At 62.5% G+C, this 23,237-nt stretch carries 18 protein-coding genes; 8 read left to right on the top strand and 10 right to left on the bottom strand.

Annotated features, from left to right (window positions below; genetic code table 11):
• Nucleotides 1-19: 19 nt before the first annotated feature.
• Nucleotides 20-6,316: an alpha-2-macroglobulin family protein gene (locus LJY25_RS10455; RefSeq protein WP_227608282.1), complete on the bottom strand. Its 6,297-nt coding sequence runs from the start codon at nt 6,314-6,316 to the stop codon at nt 20-22.
• Nucleotides 6,317-6,557: 241 nt separating this feature from the next.
• On the opposite strand from LJY25_RS10455, the gene crcB reads away from it, so the two are divergent.
• Both crcB and LJY25_RS10445 read left to right on the top strand, forming a co-directional pair.
• On the top strand, nt 6,558-6,935 hold the full coding sequence (gene crcB, locus LJY25_RS10450) for a fluoride efflux transporter CrcB (protein ID WP_227608281.1): 378 nt from the start codon (nt 6,558-6,560) through the stop codon (nt 6,933-6,935).
• 104 nt (nt 6,936-7,039) lie between these two features.
• Nucleotides 7,040-7,804: a fatty acid desaturase gene (locus LJY25_RS10445; protein ID WP_227608280.1), complete on the top strand. Its 765-nt coding sequence runs from the start codon at nt 7,040-7,042 to the stop codon at nt 7,802-7,804.
• A 12-nt stretch (nt 7,805-7,816) separates the two neighbouring features.
• On the opposite strand, the gene LJY25_RS10440 is transcribed toward LJY25_RS10445, so the two are convergent.
• Complete coding sequence (locus tag LJY25_RS10440; RefSeq protein WP_227608279.1) at nt 7,817-8,416, bottom strand: DinB family protein; 600 nt, start codon at nt 8,414-8,416, stop codon at nt 7,817-7,819.
• A gap of 344 nt (nt 8,417-8,760) precedes the next feature.
• On the opposite strand from LJY25_RS10440, the gene LJY25_RS10435 reads away from it, so the two are divergent.
• Complete coding sequence (locus LJY25_RS10435) at nt 8,761-9,768, top strand: ComEA family DNA-binding protein (RefSeq protein ID WP_227608278.1); 1,008 nt, start codon at nt 8,761-8,763, stop codon at nt 9,766-9,768.
• A 210-nt stretch (nt 9,769-9,978) separates the two neighbouring features.
• Here the strand turns inward: LJY25_RS10435 and LJY25_RS10430 are convergent, their stop codons facing one another.
• Complete coding sequence (locus LJY25_RS10430; protein WP_227608277.1) at nt 9,979-10,806, bottom strand: phosphatase PAP2 family protein; 828 nt, start codon at nt 10,804-10,806, stop codon at nt 9,979-9,981.
• 302 nt (nt 10,807-11,108) lie between these two features.
• On the opposite strand from LJY25_RS10430, the gene LJY25_RS10425 reads away from it, so the two are divergent.
• Nucleotides 11,109-11,975, top strand: a complete 867-nt coding sequence (locus LJY25_RS10425; RefSeq protein WP_227608276.1) for a hypothetical protein — start codon at nt 11,109-11,111, stop codon at nt 11,973-11,975.
• Between the two features lie 90 nt (nt 11,976-12,065).
• Nucleotides 12,066-12,947, top strand: a complete 882-nt coding sequence (locus LJY25_RS10420) for an SDR family oxidoreductase (protein ID WP_227608275.1) — start codon at nt 12,066-12,068, stop codon at nt 12,945-12,947.
• Nucleotides 12,948-13,013: 66 nt separating this feature from the next.
• On the opposite strand, the gene LJY25_RS10415 is transcribed toward LJY25_RS10420, so the two are convergent.
• Nucleotides 13,014-13,235: a hypothetical protein gene (locus LJY25_RS10415; protein ID WP_227608274.1), complete on the bottom strand. Its 222-nt coding sequence runs from the start codon at nt 13,233-13,235 to the stop codon at nt 13,014-13,016.
• Nucleotides 13,236-13,454: 219 nt separating this feature from the next.
• On the opposite strand from LJY25_RS10415, the gene LJY25_RS10410 reads away from it, so the two are divergent.
• Together LJY25_RS10410 and LJY25_RS10405 are read left to right on the top strand one after the other, a co-directional pair.
• Entirely contained in the window at nt 13,455-13,646 is a 192-nt protein-coding gene (locus LJY25_RS10410; protein ID WP_227608273.1) for a cold-shock protein, read from the top strand.
• Nucleotides 13,647-13,953: 307 nt separating this feature from the next.
• A complete protein-coding gene (locus LJY25_RS10405) occupies nt 13,954-14,148 on the top strand; it encodes a cold-shock protein (protein ID WP_227608272.1) in 195 nt (64 codons plus the stop codon).
• Between the two features lie 168 nt (nt 14,149-14,316).
• On the opposite strand, the gene LJY25_RS10400 is transcribed toward LJY25_RS10405, so the two are convergent.
• The gene (locus tag LJY25_RS10400) at nt 14,317-14,805 is read right to left on the bottom strand and encodes a gliding motility lipoprotein GldH (protein WP_227608271.1); all 489 of its coding nucleotides are present in this window, start codon (nt 14,803-14,805) and stop codon (nt 14,317-14,319) included.
• Nucleotides 14,806-14,807: 2 nt separating this feature from the next.
• On the bottom strand, nt 14,808-16,385 hold the full coding sequence (ricT, locus tag LJY25_RS10395; RefSeq protein ID WP_227608270.1) for a PSP1 domain-containing protein: 1,578 nt from the start codon (nt 16,383-16,385) through the stop codon (nt 14,808-14,810).
• Nucleotides 16,386-16,911: 526 nt separating this feature from the next.
• Here ricT and LJY25_RS10390 point away from each other — a divergent pair.
• Entirely contained in the window at nt 16,912-17,718 is an 807-nt protein-coding gene (locus LJY25_RS10390; protein ID WP_227608269.1) for a M57 family metalloprotease, read from the top strand.
• A 222-nt stretch (nt 17,719-17,940) separates the two neighbouring features.
• Here the strand turns inward: LJY25_RS10390 and LJY25_RS10385 are convergent, their stop codons facing one another.
• From LJY25_RS10385 to LJY25_RS10370, 4 genes are all read right to left on the bottom strand, one after another.
• On the bottom strand, nt 17,941-20,607 hold the full coding sequence (locus LJY25_RS10385; RefSeq protein ID WP_227608268.1) for a S8 family serine peptidase: 2,667 nt from the start codon (nt 20,605-20,607) through the stop codon (nt 17,941-17,943).
• A 210-nt stretch (nt 20,608-20,817) separates the two neighbouring features.
• The gene (locus tag LJY25_RS10380) at nt 20,818-21,711 is read right to left on the bottom strand and encodes a hypothetical protein (RefSeq protein WP_227608267.1); all 894 of its coding nucleotides are present in this window, start codon (nt 21,709-21,711) and stop codon (nt 20,818-20,820) included.
• 43 nt (nt 21,712-21,754) lie between these two features.
• On the bottom strand, nt 21,755-22,546 hold the full coding sequence (locus LJY25_RS10375) for a UDP-2,3-diacylglucosamine diphosphatase (RefSeq protein ID WP_227608266.1): 792 nt from the start codon (nt 22,544-22,546) through the stop codon (nt 21,755-21,757).
• Nucleotides 22,521-23,174, bottom strand: a complete 654-nt coding sequence (locus LJY25_RS10370) for a LutC/YkgG family protein (RefSeq protein WP_227608265.1) — start codon at nt 23,172-23,174, stop codon at nt 22,521-22,523. The genes LJY25_RS10375 and LJY25_RS10370 overlap by 26 nt, the downstream gene beginning before the upstream one ends.
• Between the last annotated feature and the right edge of the window lie 63 nt (nt 23,175-23,237).

Genomic DNA, 23,237 nt, shown 5'->3' with positions numbered 1-23,237 from the left:
GCGTTGCTAACCAACTTGGCTAGGGCGCAATCCGCAGGCGCTGCCCCGCCGAATGGCTGGTAAATTCCGGTGCATACAGGCACTGAATCTGGCTGAGCCCGCCCGAAAAACCCCCACTCTGGGCGGCCCGCAGCCGGTACTCAAACACGTGCGTACCACGGGGCAGCCAGCTCATAAAGAAGTTGGTGGCCGCGTCGCGGGGACTTTCGTAGTAGCCCAGCCCACCCTGGTAGCGGTAGCCCGAGGTCTGACGGATCGGCTCGAGGCCAGCCGCCCGCTGGTCCTTGAGGTGCACATACTCCAGGTCGCGGTCAGTACGAAGCACGAGGCGTACTACGAGGGCGTCGCCGACCTTTAGCGGGGTGCTGGCCGTGAGGCGCTCCAGCACGGGGCCGCCGGCGGTGGCCTGCTCCCGGAACAGCTGCCGTTCGAGGCTAAGCGGTGTGGCGGCCGGTGTGATTTTATCGAGCTGCTCAAAATACTGCCAGTACAGCGCGCCCCAGGCCACCCCGGCGTCGGGCTTGGTGACGCTGACTTTGCCCTGCGCGGGCTTTATCTCGCTCTCCGTCCAGGTGGTTTTAACGTATCCGGTGCCGGCCTGCTGGCTGGTTGGTTTCACAATCTCCCCTCCTACCACGATCTGCAGCGGCCGGGTAGGCGCGAGCCAATCGGAGCCGCGCAGCAGCAGGGCGTAGCAGGCATCGGCGGTGGCCCGGGTGCTTTCCCAGCTCTGGGTCTGCTTCTGTTTCAGCAGCCAGAGCTTCATTTCATCCACCGACTTCTGGTCGTTTTTCACCTCAGCAAAGGCCTCAATAAGCGTAGCCTGGGTTTCGGTGGGCGCATCGCGCCAGTAGTAGCCGCCGCGCACCTCCTTCCAGTACATGCCCAGCTCGGGCGAGTGAAGCGCATTTTCGGCGAGGGCCCGCAGGATGTCGGAGGCGGCCTTGCTGGTTTGGTCGGCGCGGACCAGCGCCAGGGCTGTCTGGGCCTGGAGGTAGCGGGTGCGGGTCAGCCAGAACGTGGCGGCCTGCTCCTGGTAGTAGGCCTGGGCGGGCTGCGCGGCTTTGACCGGGGCCGGCTTCGGCCAGAAGCTACGGGCGTACAGCGCATGAATCTGAATATCCTCCAGGTGGTCCTGCTTGAGGTTAACTCCTTTTTGGCGGCGTAGCTCAGCATAGTCCTGCTGGAGCCGTTCGTCGAGGTAGCGCAGCGCATTCTGCAGAATCGGGCGCGCCTGCTCGTCCTGCTGGGCGTGGAAAGCACCGAGGCGCTGGAGCTTACCGAACCCGGCTACGATCAGCTGGGTGATGTACCGGTCGTCGGGCATCCGCTCAAACCACGGGAAAGCACCGGTCGGGGACTGCATCTGTCCCAGCTTGGTCAGGGCCCGGGTCGTCTCGGCTTGCAGGCGGGGCTCATCGAACAGCTCGGTGAGGCGGCGCATCCGCTCGGTTTCGCTTTGCGCGTCGCGAACCCAGGGCGTTTCCTGCAGCAGCAGGTTCTTCAGCTCCTGATTCTGCTCCAGCTTGCTGCTCAGGGCAGCTTTGTCGCCGGCCTGGGCGGCGCGCTGCCACTCGGCCAGCACGGTTTTAAAGCGCGGGTTGCTGCGCAGGATGTGGGAAGCCAGCAGGTTGGCGTAAAGGCGGCTGAAGATTTGCTCGGAGCACTCGTACGGGTACTCCATCAGATACGGCAGGCTCTGCACCGCGTACCAGGCCGGGTTGGCCGTCATTTCCAGCGTGAGGGCATGGTTGCGACGGGTGGGAGAGGTGGTACTGCTGAGCTTGGTGAGCTCAAACTCCCGGGTGGCCGGCCCCACGATGGGCAACGGCAGGCTTTCGGTCACCAGCAGGCGGTTCGGCAGCACCGGCAGGGTATTTTCCTCGCCGTCGGAGAACTGCTGGCTGGTGATTTCCAGCTTTTGGTTTTTGGCTTTCCGGCGGGCCTTTTTATCGGCATCTGATTTTTCCTTCCCGCTTACTAAGTGTCCCGCTGCCACCACCCGGTAGGTAATGGCCGACACGTCGAAGTCGGCAGGCAGGGCGAAGTCCCAGCCGAGGGCGGCGCTTTGGTTGGCTTTCACGTCGAACGGCAGCTGGGCGGCGCTTTTGAGCAGGCGGCTTTCCAGAGGCTGCTGAGTGCGGGCATCAAGCAGAAACAGCTGGGCGGTGCCGCGCAGCGGGGTCTCCGTGAGGTTGCTGAGCTTGGCAGTGAGGCGGAGCTGGTCGCCCTCCCGGAAAAAGCGCGGGGCGTTGGGCGTGACCTGAAGCTGCTTCTGGGTGACCAGCTCGCGCTGGAGCAGGCCGGTGCGCAGCTGCTGATCGTGAGCCAAGGCCAGCAGCTGCCAGCGCGTCACGGCTTCGGGCATCTGAAACTCGAGCACCGTTTCGCCCTGAGCATTGGTGCGCAGCTCGGGCAGCCAGAAGGCCGTTTCGCGGAAGTCCTTGCGGGCCTGCACCCCGCTCAGGTCCGGCTGCGCCCGCTTTGGCTGGTCGACTCCCGTCACGACCACTTCATTGAGCTGTTCGTCGGATTCCCGCATGGCCATAGCGTCCATCGGAGCCGCGGCAGCTGCCACGCTGCCGCGAATCTGTACCCCCGCGGCCTTACCGGCCAGGGTACGACTCTGCAGCACTTCTTCATCCTTCTTGACAACTGGCGGAGTGAATCTGGTAGTAGACTTATTTTCCAGAAGCAGATAGTCGTTGCTGCTTTCCTCAGCGCCCAACGAGTAACCCCACCAGTTAAGGTGCGGATAAACAGCGCCCGGCGGTACCCCAAACTCGACGTTGTCGCCAAACAGCTCGTTTGATCCGCCGGTACCAAACCGTCCGTTCCAGGCCAGTACGGGCGGATAATACGCCTTCGGCAACGTCAGCTCGGCAAAGGAATGAAGGCGGAAAACATGCAGGGACTTATCATAGAGCGAAGCCATCAGCTCCGCCTGGGCCGGCTGGCCGCCGGTCTGGTGAATCGTAACCCGCCAGGTTTCCTTTTGCCCGGGCTGGAGCTTGTCGCGGAAGGTGGCAATGCTAAGCTGCAGCGGGGCCGGGGGCGTAGTTACCTCCACCTGGACGGTGTGGGTGTACACCCGGTTGTCGCGCACCTGCGTCAGGTGCACGTAAAGCCCACCGCCATTGAGCCGGGCCGTCGTGGGCACTTCCACCACGCGCTGCTCGCCCGCCGCCAGCGTTATCCACTCCTGACGCACCGTTTCTCCTTTCGCTTCGGCCTGGAGCAGCAGGCGGGCCCCGGCTTCGGAGCTGCCAACGAGAAACCGCGCCGCCCGGCCCGGCTCCACGCTGTCCTGCAGGCTCACAAACCAATGCGGCATGGGCAGGGGCAGCGTGGTGGCAGCCAGGGAGTAAAGCGTAAATATGGCTTCCGCTTTCACCGCCGGCGCGCCGGTAACGGAAGCCGGGGCCGCCGTAGCTTCCAGCACATAGCGGCCGGTCAGCTGCCGGGCCAGTGGCTGAACCAGGGCCGTCAGCGCCGGGCCTTTTTCGGTATTGAATTCCTGAGTCAGCACCAGCGTACGGACCCAGGTGCTGTCGTTGTCTTCCTCAGCATAGGCATCAAGCGGGAACCGGCGCTGGAACTCTTCCCGACTCAGGGCCTCCCGGTCGGGCCGCTGCCACAGCCGCGTACGGAAAGCCCGGGCCGGGGGGGTAAGGCGAAACAGACGCAGCGTGCCGCGGGCGGGCAGGGCTTCGCCGGTGGCATTGGTGCTCATCAAACGCAGCGCCGGCAGATCTTCGCGGTTTATTTTATCGGGCACGCTCAGGCGCAACGTCAGGGCATTGGTGCCGAGGCTCACGCCCTGCTCCCCGGTCCGGGTTTCCCCGGCGGCATCGGTGACGTCAGCGGTGACGGCAAACAGGTAGCCCGGCTGCCAGAGTCCGCGCTTCGGCGGGAGGCCCGGCTCTCCTTTGGCAGTAAACTTCACGGTGAAGCCTCCGGCCGAGTCGGTCTGCGCCGTTCCCTGGGCTACTTCGGCTTCTCCCCGACCCGGATTGTAGCCACCGTAGCCGCGGCCGAACATCGGCCAGAACGTGCGGCGCACCACCCGGTAGCGCACCGTGGCCCCGTCCACCGGCTGACCGGCGTAGGCTGTCGCCTTGCCGCGCAGCGTCAGCTCCTGCCCCAGCACCGGCGTACCCTGCACGGGCTCAAAGGTGACCTGAAACGTAGGGCGCTTGTAGTCTTCCACCGCGAAGCCGATGCTGCCATACTCGGTCTGCAGGCTCATTTCGCCGTTCAGCAGGCCGGTTGGTAAAACCAGGGAGCCGTGAAACGAGCCGAAGTCGGAGGTGGTGAACGGCAGGGTCTGCACCGTTTGTCCGTTTACGTCTACCAGCCGCACCGTTATCGGCAGCTTGGTCAGCAGCCCGGACTTGCCGGCCAGGGTTTCCGTCAGGATACCTTTGAAATAAAGCGTCTGGCCGGGCCGGTAAATGGCGCGGTCGGTGTACAGGAAGCTGCGGCGCTGGGGCCGTTCCTCCTGCCGGCCCCGCCCCCGACCAGCTCCGTGGTAGTAGCCGCCTTCGGTTACCAGCAGCGAGTCGCGGCCTTTGGTAAGCAGGATGGCTTGGAGCATGATGTTCTGTTCCGTCGTGCGTGCCAGCGGCAGCGTAACCTGCCCGTCGGCACCGGTGGTCAGCCCAGTACCCCGGCGCTGCTGGTATTCGCGTGCGCTCTGGTCGTAAAACTGAAAAAAGGGCAGCACGCCGACCCCGGCAAGCGGAGCCCCCGTTTTCCGGTGCAGCACCAGCAGATCCGGGCCGTCACCGGCAGCCGCCGCCCGCCGCACCAGGCTTAGCTCGCTGACGGGCACCTGGGTGTATGCCGTGGTTACGCCAGTCCGCTTCCGGGTTGGGTTTTCGTCGGTGGTGCTCAGGACGATGAGGTAGCGGCCCAGCGGCAGGGCGGGTCCGGCGTGCTGTACGCTGTGCTGCTGGTAGTCGGCCGGGCCGGGCACGTCCAGTGTCCAGGCAGCGGCGGGTGGGGAAGCCAGCACGGTGGCATAGGCTTTCTGAAACGCTTCGTCGCCGCGGGTGCGGCGCTGGAGGCTGCGCACGTCCTGTGCTGTACTCAGCCGATAGGCCCGGGCGTACAGCCGCGTCACGTTGCGCACGTTGAGCCTGAGTTGCCAGGGCTGGCCGGGCAGCAGCACGTCTTCCGTTTCAAAGCCCAGCTCTACTTCCTCGACCCGCTGCCGGACGGCCCGGGCCAGCTGCGCCCCGCGCGACTTCGGAAACCGTTTTTCGGCCTGCAAGGCTACCTCCCGGGCCTCGGCCGGCCTGGCTTCCTCCAGCTGGTCGGCCAGCTCAGCCAGGAACTCGGTGCTGATGGGCAAAGCCTGGTACGTCTCGGCCGCCCGGCGCAGGGCCGCCCCCACTAGCTCGTCTTCGTCGGGTAGCTCGGCGTGCGCCTGCACGAAGCGCAGGCGCAGCAGATCCACGTCGGCCAGGGCGGTGGGGTTGACCGCATCGGTGAGTCGGAAGGCAATCAGCTGCTGAAGCACCCGCAAAGCCAGCAGCCGGGCGTTGAGGGAATCGGCTTTGGGAGCAGTGAGGCGGAGGCGGCTAAAGTCGGCGGCGGACCCCAGCAAAGCCGGATCGGTCAGCTCAAACTGCTCGGCCGGCCGGGTTACGTAGTATTCATCATTGCCCAGCCCGTCGACGGCACGGTGGGCCAGCAGGTCGTAGAGCGTGGGGCGCCGGGCCCGGCCCTCGGCATTGCCTTGCCGTACCGCGTAGCCCAGCGCGGCTACGCTTACTTGCTGCAGGCGCCCGGGCTCTTCCAGGGAAGCGCGGTAGTGACGTAGCACGGCCGTGCCCAGGCGGGCTGCATCCCAGGTCACAACGTCGGCGCCGGGTGCGGTGGCCGCAGGGTCAGCAATTATGGTGCGGTCGTGCAGCTCGTAGCGGTGCTGTTCGTAATAACCGGCGTAGAGCTGGGCCAGCAGGCTGTGCAGGATGGGTCGGGCCGGAAACCCCGCCGTTTTCAGATCGGCTTCGACCAGGGCAATGGCCTTTACCTCGTCGTCGTCCTCTTTCTCTTCGAGCAGACGCAGCTTGTACAGCAGGGCCCGCAGGTATTCGGGTGTATCCTGCCGGCCGCGGGCAGCCAGATAAAGCTCCTCCACCAGCTTGCCGGCCGTAGCGGTCTGGCCTTTGCCGAGCAAAAGGTCAATCTTCTTCCAGGCGGCCGGGTTCGGGCTTTTACCGGGGGGCGTAGGCTGGGACGAGCCCGCGGAAAACAGCATCAGCAGCAGGAAGAAGGGGAGCGAAGCAAACCGGAAGATAGCGCGCATAAGTAAAGGATAAGGCGGACTCCTGCCTGATGCCGGATGGCGGCGGATTCCACACGGCCAGGGCAACTTATCTGACCAACGAAGGCAGGCGCCGGCAAAGCTGCACAATTGCCCGGGTTCCAACGAGTGGGTAGCCGGCTCTGGTATCAGGTAAGACCGGAACAGCCCTTAGCTTTGCCGCTGACCCGGACTTTCCCGGCTGTATGAACGCCCTGAGCGGAGGTCCCCTTCGCGTTACACGATGAACCGCACCACGCTGCTGATTGGATTGGGAGGCTTCCTGGGGTCGGTGGGACGCTACTGGGTGCAGCAGTACGTTCTGCGCTACTTCCCGGTCAGCTTCCCGCTGGGCACATTTGTCGTGAACCTCGCCGGCTGCCTGCTGATCGGGCTGCTGCTGGGGTTCTTCGAGCGGGCCCCGGGCGCCTCGGCCTCGTGGCGGGTGTTTCTGACCACCGGCTTCTGCGGGGGCTTTACCACCTTTTCCACCTTTGCCTACGAAAGTCTCACCCTGGCCCGCACCGGCGAAGTTGCGTTGCTGGCGCTGTACACGGCCGGCAGCGTGAGTTTGGGCCTGCTGGCGGCCTTTGCGGGCTTCTCCCTTGCCCGGCTGATGTAGCTGCTGCTTGTCCGGCAGCGGCAGCGGTGGTATCTTTCTTCAGCCGCCGTCGCTTTCCGCCACCGACCGTTACGCAGCCGGCTCCGCCTTTCACTTTCCTGCCCATGACTTCTGCTGCCGACTCCGCTCATTTACAGCTCACTCCCACGCAGCAGGCGGTGGAACTGGCCCGGCCCTGGGTGCTGGCCGCCCTGTACGCGGGAGCGGCCATAGCCGGCTGGTGGTGGCTGGCCCTGCCGCTGGCGGTAGTGGTGTGTCTGGCTGCGTTTGTGCAAATGCACGATGCCATGCACAACGCCCTCCGGCTGCCGAAAGCCGGCAACAAGCTGGTACTGACTTTAAGCGGACTGCTGATTCTGAAAAGCGGGCACGGCCTGCAGGTTACCCACCTGCGCCACCACGGACGCTGCCTCACCGACGACGACCCTGAGGGTGCGCCGGCCACCTGGCAGTTTAGCCGGGTGCTTTGGCAGGGCCCTTACCACATTCTGATGCTGCGCCGCGAGTCCCTGCGCATTGCACCCAAAACCCGCCGCATTCAATTTATCGAAACCGGGCTGACGCTCCTGCTGCTGGCATGTTTTATCGGCCTGTACCTGCTCACCGGTTCCCTGGCCGGGCTCGTGTACTGGGGCGTGGCCTTTTTCATGAGCGCGACCATGCCGATCTGGGCGTCCTACATTCCGCATCATCTGGCGCCCGAGAATCCGGCAGCCCACGCCGCGGCGGCCGTAGCCCAGTTCTGGACGCCGGTGGTGTCTTCCTTTGCCTTTCACCACGTGCATCACCACTTTCCCCGCGTGCCCACGGCCCTGCTCCCCCAGGCGGCTAAGCTGCCCGGTGCCCGGGAAGCCGGGCACCCGCACTAGCGCTGAGCTCTTTTACCGGTTGGCCGTTGCCTGCCCGGCCAGCACGGTGCTTTCCAGTACCTGCTCGGCTTGGGCCACGTGGCGCTGCAGATGCACCACCAGCAGCTCCAGCTGATCAGTGAGGCGCAGGTACAGCAAAGGAATAATCGGGTTCGGAATCCGGATGGCGTTGGCGTTGACCTGCTTAGCCTGCTGTACCATGTTGGTCAGCTCATCGAGCTGCCGGCTAAAAACCTCTACTACCGTCCGGGGCAGGCGGCTACCGCTGGGCGCGTACTGCTGGGGCGACTTCATAGGCTTTTCGCTGGCCGGGGTCTGCATTGCCTCAATCATCTTCCGGCCAATAAAGCCTGATTTGACGGTAGCAGCGGGCCGCGTGCCCTTCTCCCGGGCCTGCTTGAGCTTGCGCGCCATTACGGGCAGAACGTGTCCGCCCGTGATGTTGAGGTGCTCCAGGCACTGCCCCACGCTCCACTTATCGGGTGCCGGGCGGCGGTTGAGCTGGTCGTCGGTCAGCTGACGAAAGCGTCGCACGCTGCCTTCGCGGATAGCCTGCAGGTCGGCGGAGAGCCGGTCGAGAAACTCGGTGGTAGGAATGACGGGGGCAGCCATGACGCGGGTGGATGAAACGGAGGAAGGAACTGTAATAATACGGCTGCGCCGCCATTTCGGCAATCCGGCCCGCCCATTCCGGCTGATTGCGCTCCACCGGGCCGGCTCCCTGGCTTCTCCCCCGCTGTCAGCCCGGCGATTTTATCGGCCCGGGCATCCGCAGGCAACGCCGGGCCCCGGTTCAGGGGCAGTGGCTTACGGAAGGCAGCGGCTGCCAAAACGAGGCCCCGCTACTGGGCGCCGAACCCGCCGCGCACCCGCAAATAAATTTTTGCGCGCAATACGTGGCTTTGGCTATATTACTCCTGCTTATTTCTAGTGCCGATACCCTTACCGCTATTCCCGTGCTACCTGTTACTCCCCGGCTGTCGGTGCTGACGGCCCTGCGCCGTATTATTCGCCGCCACTTCGGCTTTTCCCGCCGCGAAACCTCGGGGCTGCTTGCCCTGCTCGTGCTCATGCTGGTTTTGGTGGGCCTGCCCTGGCTGCTGGAGCCGGCGCTGCCTACATACATGCCAGCTGCCGATGCCCGACACCTCAACCAGCTGGCCGCCCAGCTGGCTGCTCAGCGTCAGCCCCGGCGGTTTCCGGCCCGCTACCCCAGCCGCTACCCGCGCCGGACCCCGGTGCCCCAGGTGGTGCTGGCCCCGTTCAATCCGAACACGCTGACGCCCACCGACTGGGAAGCCCGGGGTCTGCCGGCTTACCTGGCCAAGCGGCTGGTGCGCTTCCGCGACGTCATCGGCGGCTTCAAGGCCAAAGAGCAGATCAAACGCACTTATGGGCTGGCCGATTCCACCTATGCCCGGCTGGCGCCCTACATGCAGCTGCCCGACCAGCTGCCGCCCCGGGAAACGCTCACGCGCCGCTACCCGACCAATGGCCCCCGGCCCGGGGGCCAGCCGTTCGCCTCCAGGTTCCCGGATCGGTTTCCGCGCAAGCCCACCCACCTGACGGCCTTCGACCTGAACACGGCCGACACCACCCAGCTGATGCAGATCCGGGGCATTGGTCGGGGCTTGTCGAAACGGGTGGTGCAGTACCGGACGCGCCTGGGCGGCTTCGTCAGCGAAGAACAGGTGGGGGAAATTTACGGCCTGGCCCCCGACCTCATCGACAGCCTGCGCAAGTACACGTTTGTAGCACCCTCCTTCAGCGCTGCCCCGCTCGACGTCAACAACGCCTCATTTGAAGAGCTCCGGGTACATCCTTACGTAGGCCCGCGCCTGGCCCGGGTGCTGGTAGCCTTCCGCCAGCAGCACGGCCCCTTCCGTTCCCCCGACGACCTCAGGCAGATCCGCATCCTCGATCCCGCCAACCTGGAAAAGCTCCGCCCTTATCTGAAGCCGTAATCCACGATGCCAATTGCCACGACAAAGGCGCAGGACGAAGCCGACCGTGCGTAGTTGGGCCGGATAAAGAAAAGAAGCCCCGACGCACGCATACGCCGGGGCTTCTTTTGTTTTATGCTGCGCTGATTGCTCCGAGCGAATGGCTGCGCAGGCCCGGGCTACCGGCTCTGCCGGCCCATCGGCACACGACCTTACAAGCGCGCTTCGTTTCTAGCGCACTACCATCGTGAAGCCCATCGTACCGCCCGGGGCGTAGGTAGGCACCAGCAGCAGCTTCTGACCCAGCTTGGTTGGCAGCAGGCGGGCGGCAGCCGGGTAGAGGTGCCATACCGCCTCCGCCGACAGAAAGCCAATGCTGGCGCCGGCCAGCACGTCGGTAACCCAGTGCCGGTTGTTCATGATGCGCATAGCCCCGGTTGCTGCCGCCATCGAGTAGCCGCCTACGCTGATCCAGGGGTTGGTTTTGTAGTATTGCTCGTGCAGCAGCGTGGCCGTCATGAAGGCATCGGCGGTATGGGCCGAGGGAAACGAGCTTAGGTCAGTTGGGTTGTCGGGGCGGGCTTCGGCCACCACGTTCTTCAGGTTGCACACGATGCCGGAGTTCAACGCGTGCGAGAGTCCCCAGATGATGCTGAACGGCACTACGCCCCGCTCGCCCTTCACACCGGCTACCTGCAGCGCATACGCCGCTACGATGGGCCCCTTGCGGGAATAGTCGTCGAGGCTGGTGCGGAAGCCGCGAAACACGCTCTGGCTTTGCTTCTGAAATCCTTCCTTGGCTTCATCAAACACATTTTCATTGCGGCTGATCAGGCCCAGACCAATCAGCGACAACGGCACGACCACCCGGGGCATGGCTGCTTTGCGCAACAGCAGCATGCCGGGCCGGGTCGGCACCCCGACCTGGCTCAGCGGCTGAGGGCGGGTGGTATCGGCGGGCTGGACGGGGGGCGAAAGCTCGGGCTGAGAGGAATTCTGAGCCAGGGCCGACCCGGTTCCCAGGTTTAAAGCAAGCAGAAAGAAGTAAAGAAAGCGCATAGGCAAACCGAACGGACAAGGTGCAAACTCGCACAATATACCGCTTTTTGCCAGGCTTCCCGTAGGTGCCAGCAGCTATTTGAAATCATTATCTACCTATATTATAAGCAGATATCCCTGGCCGGCCGTTGTACGCCGGAAAAAAGCAGTCGGGGCCGGCAGCTGATGGCCCGACCCGGCCGCGCGGTTGTTTGAAGCGAATTTCCTTCCTTGCCCGGCTTGGCGCATGCCCGTCGGCCGGCACGTTTCGTAACACGACTGGTTTGCTTCCCCCGAATCAGGTCCCCGTTTTTTCTTTTCCTATGCTCTTTCTGCTCCGCGACAAGCTGTTCCCGATTCTGATATTTCTGCAGTCCGTGGTGTGCGGCTGCGCCAGCGACGAAGGCCGGGGCAACTTCGACCGGATCAGTCAGGACTACACCATCAAGCAGATCGGACACCTGCATAAAGGCAAGGTGGTCGAAAGCTCCGGGCTGGAAATCGCCAACGAGGAAGGCGACCTGTGGACCCACGGCGACGGGGGCAACACCTCCGCCCTTTACAAGGTAACCCAGCAGGGTGACCTGCTTTCCACCCTCGACCTGGGCAACCTGACCAACATCGACTGGGAGGACCTGGCCCAGGACGACAAAGGCCACCTCTTTATCGGCGACTTCGGCAACAACCAGAACAAGCGCCGCAAGCTGGCCATCTACCGCCTCAGCGGCCCCGACTACCGCCGCATCGATACCATTGCCTTCAGCTACCCCGACCAGAAAGCTTTTCCGCCCAAGAAAAAGGACCGCAACTTTGACTGCGAAGCCTTTTTCTTTCACAACGACAGCCTGTACCTGTTCACCAAAAACCGCAGCCAGAGCCAGTGGGTAAAGCAGTACAAGCTGCCGGCCCTGCCCGGCATGCACGTAGCCGCCCTGGTCGACAGCATTCAGATCAATACCTGGATTACGGCGGCCGACATCAGCCCGGACGGCCGCACGGTGGCCCTGCTCGGCTACGGCCACGTGTACCTGATTGAGCTCCAGCCCGGCCGCAAGCTGTTCGACGGCCGGAAAAGCTGCCTGCCGGTGCCTTCCAGCGGACAGGCCGAGGCGTTGGTTTTCCTTAACAACACCGACTTCGTGCTCAGCAATGAGAAAGGCAAGCTGTATAAAGCCATGCACAAAAAGTAGGCGCGGCGGTTACTATTCAAACGTCAGAGCCTGACCGCAACCCGGGGCTTTGCCGTTAGCCTCTTTCCGAACCGTTTTTTCTTTGTTTTTATGGCACATCCAATTCTCGTGACGGGCGCCACCGGCACGGTAGGCTCCGAGGTCGTGAAGGCCCTTACCAACCGGGGGGCGCAGGTCCGCGCCGGGGTTCACTCGATCATCAAGGGCGACCGGCTCCGGCAGCTCTACCCCGAAATTCAGCTGGTCGAGCTGGACTTCAACCGTCCGGCCTCCCTGCATGTGGCCCTCACCGGCGTAGAGCGGGTCTTTTTGCTCACGCCCTTTTCGCCGGAGCAAGTGGAGCAGGGCAAGCGCCTGATCGACGTGGCCCGGGAGGCCGGCGTGCAGCATATCGTGAAGCTTTCCGCCTCAGGAGCCGACGCCGAGCCGGGCATCCAGCTGGGGCGCTGGCACCGCGAAGTAGAAGACTATCTGGCCCAGAGCGGGGTTCCCTTCACCCTGCTGCGCCCCACCAGCTTCATGCAGAACTTCGTTCACCATCACGGTGAGTCCATCAGCCAGCAGGGCCGCATCTACCTGCCCCTGGGGGAAGGCCAGGTATCCTATATCGATGCCCGCGACATTGCCGCCGTGGCCGCCTCCATTCTCACTGCCGACATCACCCAGCACCAGGGCCAGGCGTATGAGCTAACTGGTCCCGAGGCACTGTCGGTGCAGGCGGTGGCCCAGGCGCTGAGCGAGGCCAGTGGCCGCCCCATTCAGTATGTGGATGTGCCTGAGGAAGCGGCGCGGGAGGGCATGGCGGAGGCTCCGGCCTGGCTGCGCGACTCCCTGCTCGAACTCAATGCCCTCTGCAAAGCCGGCTACGCCGCCCGCGTCACCGACGACGTGGAGCGGCTCAGCGGCTGCGCCCCGCGCACCATCAGTCAGTTCGCCCAGGACTATCAACAGCAATTCACCCCAAGCGCCTAGGCTCGGGTAGCAGGCAAAAAAATGCCCCTTCCGTTAAGAAGGGGCATTTTTTGTTTCAAGCCCGACTTAGTGCAGGTTCTTGGGGTCGGCTTCCCGGTTTTCGGTGGCGCCCTGTTCCGCGTCTACGCCGCCGTTACCGGCATTCATTTCGGCGGATACCAGGTCGTCGCCGGAAACCGATACGGCCTGGTCGTCGCCTTTGGCGGCAGCGTCCTGGGCCGGGTTCTGGTTTGGGGCAGACGAAGCGCCCTGGCCGGGCTGGGCTTGCTGATTGGGAGTAGTGGACATAAGCAGGATGGTAAGGTGAGCTGAAAAAGCAACAGCGTAGTACCAGAGACTTACGCACCCCCCGGTTGATAGTTGAGGTAGCAGGCCGGCCGCAGCCAGGCCGTGGGCAGCCGGGTCGCACTTTTTTTAGACCTTCTCGGCGGGGCGCTGAAACGCGGATAGTAAATACCTGTATTTTTACGCCATTCTTTCACCACAACACTTCTACAATACCTAATTATGAAAACGGGTAAAGTAAAATTTTTCAATGAGGCTAAGGGCTTTGGTTTTATCGTGCAGGATGATGACAACCAGGAGATTTTTGTGCACCAGACCGGCCTGATTCACGAAATCCGGGAAAACGACCGGGTTAGCTTTGATGTCATCGAAGGCAAAAAAGGCCTCAACGCGGTAAAAGTGGAGCGCATCTAACTCCCCGCCTACCGCGACTTACTGCCGAGCTACTATGGGCTCCGGTCTTACGTGCTGCGTAGGGCCGGGGCTTTTTGCTTTTTCCGACTAAGTAGCTGCAAAACCGGACTTTGGCTCGATAATTCAGGCCGATTAATTATTATTTGAAATATTTACTACCCCCTAAATAGCCTCTTTCCAGCGTGTAAGCGCCCTTTTTACAAATCCCGCCACCGGCACCGGCGGCGGAAACGCCGGGTTTCCCGGTCCTACTCAAAATAAGCCTTACCTTTACGCCATTCTTTCACATCACCCCATTTTTTTTAGTATGAGCACCGGTATTGTAAAGTTTTTCAATGAAACCAAAGGTTTTGGTTTCATCACGCCGGATGGCGGTGGTGAAGACGTTTTCGTGCACGCTTCGGGCTTAATGCAGCCTATTCGTGACAATGACCGCGTAGAGTTCCAGGTACAGCAGGGCAAAAAGGGCCTGAATGCTGTCAATGTACGCATCACCCAATAGTCCGCTGGTCCTGAACGACTGTCATTGTCGTTACTAGCAAAATCCTGTTCTGGCTCAGCCGGAACAGGATTTTTTCTTTTCCGGCGGCCTGTCCACCCACAAAAAGCCCCGCCGGTTTACACCAGCGGGGCTTTCCAATTTGGGGGCTTTACAATTTGATTGAACCGACTACTTCGCCGGAGCGGCTACTTTGGTTACCCGCACGCCCACGGCCATGATGCCAGGCAGCTGCTCCTGCCGCATGTACTGCTCCAGCACAATTTTGTACGTGCCTGCCTGCCGGAACTGCTGGTTGCGCAACGCCAGAAAGGAATGGTCGAAGATGTCACCGGTACCGTCGCCGCGGGGCTCTCCGGTCTGGGGATCCATCAGCAGCATATGGTGCAGCAGCTGGGAAATCGGCTTCTGGTCGGGGCCAGTAAGGGTGTGCTTCAGGTACAGGTTATAGTAGCCGTAGGCCGAGGCGTTGCGCACGTTGAAGTACACGTCGTAGCGCTGGGTGGTATCCTGAATCTCGAACGTGAAGGCCGGCTTCACCTGCACGCCCCAGGTATACTCATCGAAGTCGATATTCTTCTCATACACCCCGTTCGGGTCGCAGGCCGGCAAGCTCAGAAGCAGCACAGCCAGCAGCAGTAAGCGAAATACGTTGGTCATACTCAGGAGGCGCTGGGGGCAGGAGTGGAAGAGCCTTCGCCGCCCCCGGTCCGGGGCGGACGGGAACCCCGACGGGAGCTGCGGCCGGTGCGCGGGCTACGCTCGCCCGAGCCTTCGGCAGCCGGTCGCTCACCGCCGCTGCCGGGAGCGGCGCTGCGGGGCGGGCGGCTGTCGGGGTTGCGGGGCGGACGGGAACCCTCCCGGCGGCCACCCTCCGGACGCGGGCCTTCCGGCGAGGTGCCGTCCGGGGCGGCCCCGTCGGTCCGGCCGCGGTTGTTGCGCCGGTTCAGCGGCCGGGCAGCCGCACCACGCGGGCGGCGTGCCTCAGAGTCAGCCCCGGGAGCCACATCATTGGGCTTTTCGCGGGCAATGGTGTTTTTCGACGGAATGGTCCGGGGTGCCGACTGCCGCGCCGATGCCGAGGCACCTTCTTCGGCCGGTGCCCCCTCCTTCTTTTTCTTGCGCTTGCCGCGCTTGGCCGACTTTACTTTGTCGTCCAGACGGTCGAGGTTGCCTTCCACGATGGCCGACACCTCCGGCTCGCGGTCTTCTTCGCGCATCGGGGGCAGCAGGCTTTCGGGCTTTTCTCCGCGCTTGTTCATGTCCTGAATCTCCCGCACCCGGGCCGTGTCCAGCATCACCCAGTTGTTGTCGCCGCGCAGGGCAAACCACATGCGCTTCTTGAAGATGTCGGTTTTCTGCAGGAAGGCCTCCCCTTTCTCGGTGAGCAGGGGGCGCTGCACCTGCGGAATGTCCTTCAGCGCGTCAAGGTAAGTGTCCAGCTCGTAGTTGAGGCAGCACTTCAGGCGGCCGCACTGCCCCGAAAGCTTGGCCGGATTCAAGCTCAGGTTCTGGTAGCGGGCGGCGGTGGTGCTTACGCTTTTGAAGTCGGTAAGCCAGGTGGAGCAGCACAGCTCCCGGCCGCAGGAGCCGATACCGCCGAGGCGGCCGGCTTCGTGACGCAGCGAAATCTGCCGCATCTCCACCCGGACCCGGAACTCGTCCGCCAGGCGCTTGATGAGGTCGCGGAAGTCGACGCGGTCTTCGGCCGAGTAAAAGAACGTGGCGCGGGTTCGGTCGGCCTGGTACTCTACATCGGAGAGCTTCATCTTCAGCTTGAGCTCGTCCACCACGGAGCGGGCCCGGAACATGGTGCCGGTTTCGAGGTCGCGCACGGCCTCCCAGCGCTCCACGTCCTGCTCGGTAGCTACACGCAGAATGTCGCGGATGTCCTTGGAGTCGGTGGGCACCTTCTTTTTGCGCATCTGCAGCCGCACCAGCTCGCCTTTCAGCGACACGTGGCCCAGGTGCCAGCCATTGCCCCCACCCTCAATCACGACGGCGTCGCCGGTGACCAGGGGAATGCGGTTGACGTTGCGGAAAAAGTCTTTGCGGCCGCCCTTGAAGCGGATTTCAACAATGTCGAACTCTTTGAAGTCACTGGGCAGGTCAACGTCCTGCAGCCAGTCAAATACATTGAGGCGGTTGCAGCCTCCTGAGCTACAACCACCTTTGGAGCCGCAGCCGCCTACCTTGTCGGTAGAGCAGCCGCCGCCGGAGGAACAAGAAGTACAAGCCACGGCTTGAAAGATATATCGTGAGGCGGAAGCAAAGTCCGCACAGAATCGGTTTTCAACAAATATACGCAATTCGTCAAGGCCTTTGCCCGGCTCCCGAACCGGCCCCTAGTTTGGTGTGGAGCGGTTTTTACGCGTGCTGCCACTGTGCGGCCGGCCTGGGAGCTGAAGTCAGACTAAGTCGCCGGTAAACCTGACAGCTCGCTCGGTGACTGCATCTCTGACTTCCCTTATATGGCCCACGAAAATCCGGCTGATCCAGCTCCTGTCCTGAGCCCGCTGCTACCGACGAGTTCGAAGTAGCCGGGCTTGCCGGCTACTGGCACTTCGGATTACAGGAACCTGCTATTATTCAATTAGCCTTAAAATGCCTCTTACCTAAGGATTGCACCCGCACTTGCGCGCATACTTTGAATTAATTTTAAAGTTACATTATAAATACATTGACATTCACAATTTTTCTCCCCAAATTTTGCGCATAATTCATCCAATCTTCACCAAACCATTCTACAACCCAACCAAAACCAGTATGAAATTTCCCAAAATTCTACCAACCCTCACTATCGCTGCCTTCTCCCTGGCAGCATTCTCTTCCTGCTCGAAGAAAGAAGAAGTTTTAGCTCAGGACGAGCTGTCGGCTGAAACCATCAGCCAGATCCAGCAGCTGGGCTTCAGCAAAACCAACGCGGTAAAAGTTGAAGGCGGCGTCTTGGTGGAAGGTGACATCTTCCTGTCGGATGCTGACCTGAAAAGCAAGCCTGACTACAAGCTGATGCGCGTAGGTGAGGAAGAGCAGTACCGCACCAACAACCTGGTGAGCGTAGGCTCGGGCCGCACTATAAGCGTACGCGTATCGACTACCTTACCTTCAGCCTACGTGACGGCTACCGACGAGGCTATCCGTCGCTACAATGCCCAGGGTCTGCTGATTCGCTTTACCCGCGTTTCGTCGGGTGGCAATATCGTACTGACGCAGGCTCCCTCAGGCTCTACCTACCTGGCTTCGGCTGGATTCCCCTCGTATGGCAATCCATACAACTCTATTAAAGTGAATTCGGGCGCAATCGGCACGGCTAACGCCAGCACGTACATTGCTACTATCCTTGCCCACGAAATCGGCCACTGCATCGGCTTCCGTCACACCGACTACATGAACCGTCAGTACAGCTGCGGCGGTTCGTACTACAACGAAGGCGCCAGCACCGTAGGTGCCGTACACATTCCCGGCACTCCCACCGGCGCTGATCCCAACTCCTGGATGCTGGCCTGCATTGGCTCGGGCAGCAACCGTCCGTTCAACACCAACGACGTAACCGCTCTGCGCTACGTGTACTAAGCTTCCGAAGCTTATGCAGAAGAAGCCCGACCTGCCTAGGTCGGGCTTTTTTCGTGCGTCAGAATTTAGGCATCGGCACTACGCAGTTGGTCTTCGAATCCGAAAAGGCGCATCACACGCCCTTGCCTTGGGGCGTGGCGGCCGGCTCGGTCGACCAGGCTCACGAACTGTTTATTCCCTATTCAGCGAGGCATACCTCAGGTGCCTTATCGTATTGCCTGATTACAGGACCACCACCCGGCGCTGCAACGCCTGCCCGCTGGCAGTACGTGCCCGAAGCACGTATACGCCTTTTTTCAGTCCGCTGGTGTCAAGCAGCTTGACCTGCCCTTCGCCACTAGTTTCCCGGACGAGGCGGCCGAGCAGATCGTAAAGCTGCAGCTGCGTTGCCCCACCTTCACCCTGAATAACCTGCAGCGCGGTACCGGCCGGGGCCGGGTTCGGGTAAACCTGTACATCATCCGAGGCTACGTACTGAACGGTCTCGGGCTGACTGTAATAGGAATTGCCAGCCACGTCGAGCACATGGGCGCGGTAGGTATTGGGTCCCGAAGCGGGATTTAGGTCGGTGAAAGCCATCTCCAACTCCACGACTGGCTGCAAAGTCTGGACTGGCTGATAACCATCCGGGCCCAGCTTTTCCAGGGTTGCCGAACGGAGGCGGAACACGCTCCCCAGCGTCAGATCGAAACGAACAAGGCTGGTAGCGGCCTCGCGGGCGACGAAGGAGCGAATGTAGCAGCCAATGCCATTCCCGATGAAGTCGACCGTGCGGCTGCGCTCCAGCGGCCGTCCCTGCAGGATCGGCGTTACGGCGTACTGGCGCACGCCCAGCTGGCCCTGGGTAAGCACCACCGCCGTATCGGCGGTCTGTAGCAGGGGTTCCAGGTAAAGCCCGCGCAGATGGTAGACCTGGTAGCGCGCCACGCCGGGCAGGGCGTTCCAGTGAAGCAGCGCTTCGCGGGGTGCCACCGCGTCGGGGCACACGTAGCCAAACCCGGTAAGCAAAGGCGGCGCAATGCTGAAGGTGTCGGAGTGATACACGTTGCTGCCGGCCACCAACCGTACCCGGGCCAGCGTGAGCGTATCCGGCACACGCCACACGTAGTATTGCTGACTTAGATTCACGCTGCCGCTCAGCAGCTCCCAGCCGGTACGGCCCACGGGCTGGTACTCCAGTCGGGCAGAGGTGGCCGGACCGCGCCACTGCCAGTGCAGAATGTTGGTTTCCAGAGGCCGGAAGTGACTGGTCTTACCCGGCTGAACCCAAGTCAGGCCGCTTTCCAGCTCGTAGGCAATGCTGAACGCCTGGGAGGCGCCCATCAGGCTCTGCCCCCGTACCCGCAGCTCGTAGGCCCCGGCGGCAGGCAAGGTTATCGTGACCTGCTCGACGTTGTTGAGGTGGTCGGGGCGCCGCCGCGCGGGCAGAGCCAAGGAGTCGGGATGCGGATACGAGCTAAGCGCCCAGGGCTGCCAGCGCTGCCCCGAAGCCAGGTTAACCAGCTCCAGGTCGAGGTCGTTGAGCAACGCCTGCGCGGCACCGGCCGGTGCTTCGGCATCGTGCCAGACCAGGGTGGCTTTTAGTAGGTAGGTTCCGGTCGGGACTGAAACGGGAACCGCCCGGGTGGCCTGGGTGGCCACGGTGCTGTTGGTGAACCGGTTTTCGGTTATCGTCTGCACGGCACCCAGCGCATCGACCTGCCCGAAGCCGGCGACAAAGTCGGGGCCGGGCCGGCCGGTATCGTCGGCACTGTTGATTAACACGGCTTTTACCAGTGCGGCCGGAGGCAGCGTGCCCGCCCGGGGCTGACCATAAGCCTGTTGCACCAGAACACTGGCCCCTGAAACGAGTGCCGCCGCATCGGACGTACCGCCGTCGCCATAGGCCACCAGCTCCGGTTTGATTCGCCCGTCGTAGGCCGGTCCCCGGGAACTGAGCAGCGATACTGTACCCGAAGCATCGGTAGCGCCAACGCTAAGCGTATTCTTCGACTGCTTGAACTGCCCGGTGAGGTTGGCCGCGCCCGCCAGCCCGCGGTAGCGTCCATCGGCACTGGCGTCGCGGCCCGCATTGCCGGAGGAAAAGACGTGGAGCAGCGTCGGCACCTGGATTGTCTGCTGGTCGTAGGCGCGGGATTCCAGCCCGTAAAAATTTTCAATATCGACGCCGTAGGAATGGTTCTGCACTGATATACCGGCCTGCAGCAGCGGCTGGGCATCGTCGGGGAGCAGCCGGGCAAAATCCGAACTTGCAAGGCTGGCCTGCCAGGCAACGCCCCGCCCATTGGGCCCGGTGTTTGCCGCCCCGGCCACGATGCTTGCCATGGTAGTAGCATGCACGGTAGCCGGACCCGGAATGGCAGTGGGGTTCAGCACCCGGCCTTTCAAATCAGGGTCAGCGGGGTCGAATGGTCTTTCTTTGATTGAAACAGCCATTCCCTGCCCCGTCAGTGCCGGAAACTGCTCGTGCAGGGCCGCCACCCGGTTGACCGTCAGATTGGCCCCGGGCACTAGCCGCTCTTCGCGGGCGCGGCGGTCGGGCAGGTCCACGAAAACAACCCAGGGGCAGGCCGAAAGCACCGGCAGCTCCCCGGCGACCAGGCCCGTTAGCTGAAGCAGGTCGCTCTGACCGGGCACCACTGCAATAGTCAGTTCAGGCAGATGCTGCCGGGCCCAGGTTTCAAAGGCAGCCCGGTTCCGCACCTGGATGCAGAGCCGCGGGAGTTGGGAGCCTATCGGAATACGTCGTAAAACGGCCGGAGCAATTTTACCTTCGGGCAGTGCCCTTCCAGCCGTTTGGGCCCGCGCCGGGGTTAATGCCGTCGCCAGGACCAGCGTCAGAGCAGTTAGAAAGGAATAGCAGAAACCCGCCCGGCGGAAACGTAGCATCGGTCAGGGGGCTGAAGTAGCAGGGTGGGCGCTGCACGGGTGAGTCATTGGCTAAAGATAACCGAAACTCGTTTCCTGTTGCCCAAACGTGCAACCGGATAGGTGGCAGTAAACAACTACCCCCCGCAGATGCAGTTAACAGCCGGCGTATCCAGTCCGGTCAATGCTGTTTCCGGTCCTTCTCCGGTGCTTTTCCTAACCCGGGTAATGCTACCACCGGAAAACCTGCACCCCGTCGGGATTCAGCGCATATACATATCCTTCCCCAATCAGAATCTGACGCACGTCGCCCACCACGACGGGCAGCGGCATCGTACGCTCGGTCAGGTTGTAGAGGTGAAAGAAGTGCAGGGCGCCGTCGGCCAGAAAGTACAGCTCGTCTCCCCGGAAGCCAATGGCACTCAGGTTCAGGAAGGGCAGTTTTTTTCGATAGGTGCCCAGGTTGTCGAATACATACACGCCGCTCTGGCGGTCGAGCAGATACAGGTTGTTCTGGTACTGACGGAGAAAACGGAAGTCGGGGCGGGTGCGGCCAATCAGCAGATCGAGCGACGTGCTGCGGACGAGACGCTGCTGGGTGGGGTCAAATAGGCGGAGCGTCAGGTCGCTTTCGTTGAGCAGCCAGATCCGGTCATCGGGCGCTAGGGTCGCAGCCCGCACCATGCCGTCAATAAACTCGGCCGTGCGAAACTGGCCAATGGGGCTCATGAACCGGTCGAGCAGCAAAATCTCCTGCCGGTCGTCGTAGAACGCGAGGATCTTGGTGGTGTTCCAGGCTTCGAGCTGGGCGGTATGCCCCGGCAGCGGGGGCGAAAACGTGTTCAGGGCCTGCCCGTCGGGGCCGTACTGGTGAATGTTATCGTCGCGGTCGGTCACGTACAGGTTGCCGCGCCGGTCGAGCGAGGCCGAGCCGGGCTGCGTCAGCTTAATCGTCTGCACCAGGGCCCAGGTGGCCGAAGAAGGCACGGCGGCGTTGGGGGCTGCCACCGGCGCCGGGGTCGAAACGGGGGCTACCCTCGAGGCGGGAGCAACGGAGGCCGCAGCCGGCACCGTGGTCTGGGCATGCGTCAGCGTTGAGAGCGGACAGCTGAGAACCAAGACCATTGCCAGACGCAGTGCCTTCTTCTGCGTTCTAAGCGCTGCGCTTTTATTTCTGCCCTTGCTCAAAATGCCGTAGTTCCAGCTGCTTTCCATCGTAGGCCGCGTAGGAGCAATAATTGACCCATTCCCCCAGGTTCACATAACGGCTGCCCGGGCCTACGGGTACGTCGAGAGGCAGGTGACGGTGGCCGAACACGTAGTAGTCGTGGTGCTGGCGCTGCTCCTGCTCCCGGCAATAGACCAGCAGCCACTCATCATCCCCGAAATACTTGGCGTCCGCTTCGGCGTTCTGAATGCGGCTGCGCCGGCTCCAGGCGTTGGCAATGCCAATTCCAAAGTTGGGGTGCAGGCGGGCAAACAGCCACTGCGCCACCGGACTGGCAAACACGCGCTTGAGCACCTTGTACACGTGGTCTTTGGGGCCGAGCCCGTCGCCGTGCCCGATGTGGAACATCTTTCCTCCTATCCGCTGGCTTACCGCGTGGCGCATAATCGGAATGCCCAGTTCCTTGGTGAAGTAGTCGAACATCCACATGTCGTGGTTGCCGGTAAAGAACGTGACCGGGATACCGGCGTCCGTCAGTTCCGCCAGCTTGCCCTGTAGCCGGATAAATCCCCGGGGAATGGCGTGGCGGTACTCAAACCAGAAGTCGAAAATGTCGCCCAGCAGGTAAATGGCCGCCGCATCCGGCGCGATGCTGTCGAGCCAGCGCACAATGCGCCGCTCCCGCTCAGCCGAGCTGGCCGCGGTGGGAGCGCCGAGGTGAAAGTCGGAAGCAAAGTACACCTGCTTGCCGGCGGGCAAAGCCAGGTCAGGCAGTTGGGTCGGGAGCGTCATCCAGTAAAAACAGCACGATGCTGCGCGGGCCGTGGGCACCGAGCACCAGCGTTTTCTCAATATCGGCCGTGCGGCTCGGCCCGGTCGTCAGCGAAATCATCGAAGGCAGCTTGGCGCCGTACCGGCCACGCAGCAGGGTCAGGGCGTCGCCGATATCGGCTACCACCTGGGAGGTGCGGGCCAGAATCAGGTGCTGGTCGGGGTAGATGCTGAGGCGGCGCCCGCCGGCATGCGCCCCGCTCACCAGCACGCTGCCCGTCCGGGCCACCAGGGCCTCACAGGTCGTCAGGCCAGCGTCGGCCTTTTTCAGGAAGTCCTTCTCGTCGCCGACAAACCCGATTCCGCCGGCGTGCAGCATCTTTTTCAGCTCGGGCTCCCACACGTACAGGCTGTCAAGGCTCTTGTCCTTCTTGTGGGTGAAGAGCTGGTCAAAGAAATGCTCTTCCGACTCGCAGTAGTAGAACACGCCTCCTACCCGCACGAAGCTTTCGGCAAAAGCCACGGCCAGGTCCTCGGCGGCCGGCGGATGCACAGACGAAGTCTGCTCCGGCCGGGGCAACACCGGGGAGGGTTGCTGCAGGGCTTCGCGGATACGGCGCAGGATACTTTCGCGGGCGGAATCAGACATAGTAGTACCACAGCGGGCCGGACAGCTCCGGCCCCAGAGGGGTTCAAAGATAGAACGAACCAG

The organism is Hymenobacter translucens (assembly GCF_020685205.1).
GTDB lineage: Bacteria > Bacteroidota > Bacteroidia > Cytophagales > Hymenobacteraceae > Hymenobacter > Hymenobacter translucens.
Note: the sequence above shows the minus strand (reverse complement) of the source record. Positions and strands in the feature narration are given on the sequence as shown.

Coding starts and splice junctions, on each gene's coding strand:
- LJY25_RS10400 (WP_227608271.1), bottom strand. CDS start 14,805: ATGACCAACGTATTTCGCTTACTGCTGCTGGCTGTGCTGCTTCTGAGC.
- LJY25_RS10455 (WP_227608282.1), bottom strand. CDS start 6,316: ATGCGCGCTATCTTCCGGTTTGCTTCGCTCCCCTTCTTCCTGCTGCTG.
- LJY25_RS10445 (WP_227608280.1), top strand. CDS start 7,040: ATGACTTCTGCTGCCGACTCCGCTCATTTACAGCTCACTCCCACGCAG.
- LJY25_RS10390 (WP_227608269.1), top strand. CDS start 16,912: ATGAAATTTCCCAAAATTCTACCAACCCTCACTATCGCTGCCTTCTCC.
- LJY25_RS10380 (WP_227608267.1), bottom strand. CDS start 21,711: ATGGTCTTGGTTCTCAGCTGTCCGCTCTCAACGCTGACGCATGCCCAG.
- LJY25_RS10440 (WP_227608279.1), bottom strand. CDS start 8,416: ATGGCTGCCCCCGTCATTCCTACCACCGAGTTTCTCGACCGGCTCTCC.
- LJY25_RS10410 (WP_227608273.1), top strand. CDS start 13,455: ATGAAAACGGGTAAAGTAAAATTTTTCAATGAGGCTAAGGGCTTTGGT.
- crcB (WP_227608281.1), top strand. CDS start 6,558: ATGAACCGCACCACGCTGCTGATTGGATTGGGAGGCTTCCTGGGGTCG.
- LJY25_RS10420 (WP_227608275.1), top strand. CDS start 12,066: ATGGCACATCCAATTCTCGTGACGGGCGCCACCGGCACGGTAGGCTCC.
- LJY25_RS10430 (WP_227608277.1), bottom strand. CDS start 10,806: ATGCGCTTTCTTTACTTCTTTCTGCTTGCTTTAAACCTGGGAACCGGG.
- LJY25_RS10375 (WP_227608266.1), bottom strand. CDS start 22,546: ATGACGCTCCCGACCCAACTGCCTGACCTGGCTTTGCCCGCCGGCAAG.
- LJY25_RS10370 (WP_227608265.1), bottom strand. CDS start 23,174: ATGTCTGATTCCGCCCGCGAAAGTATCCTGCGCCGTATCCGCGAAGCC.
- LJY25_RS10415 (WP_227608274.1), bottom strand. CDS start 13,235: ATGTCCACTACTCCCAATCAGCAAGCCCAGCCCGGCCAGGGCGCTTCG.
- LJY25_RS10385 (WP_227608268.1), bottom strand. CDS start 20,607: ATGCTACGTTTCCGCCGGGCGGGTTTCTGCTATTCCTTTCTAACTGCT.
- LJY25_RS10425 (WP_227608276.1), top strand. CDS start 11,109: ATGCTCTTTCTGCTCCGCGACAAGCTGTTCCCGATTCTGATATTTCTG.
- LJY25_RS10405 (WP_227608272.1), top strand. CDS start 13,954: ATGAGCACCGGTATTGTAAAGTTTTTCAATGAAACCAAAGGTTTTGGT.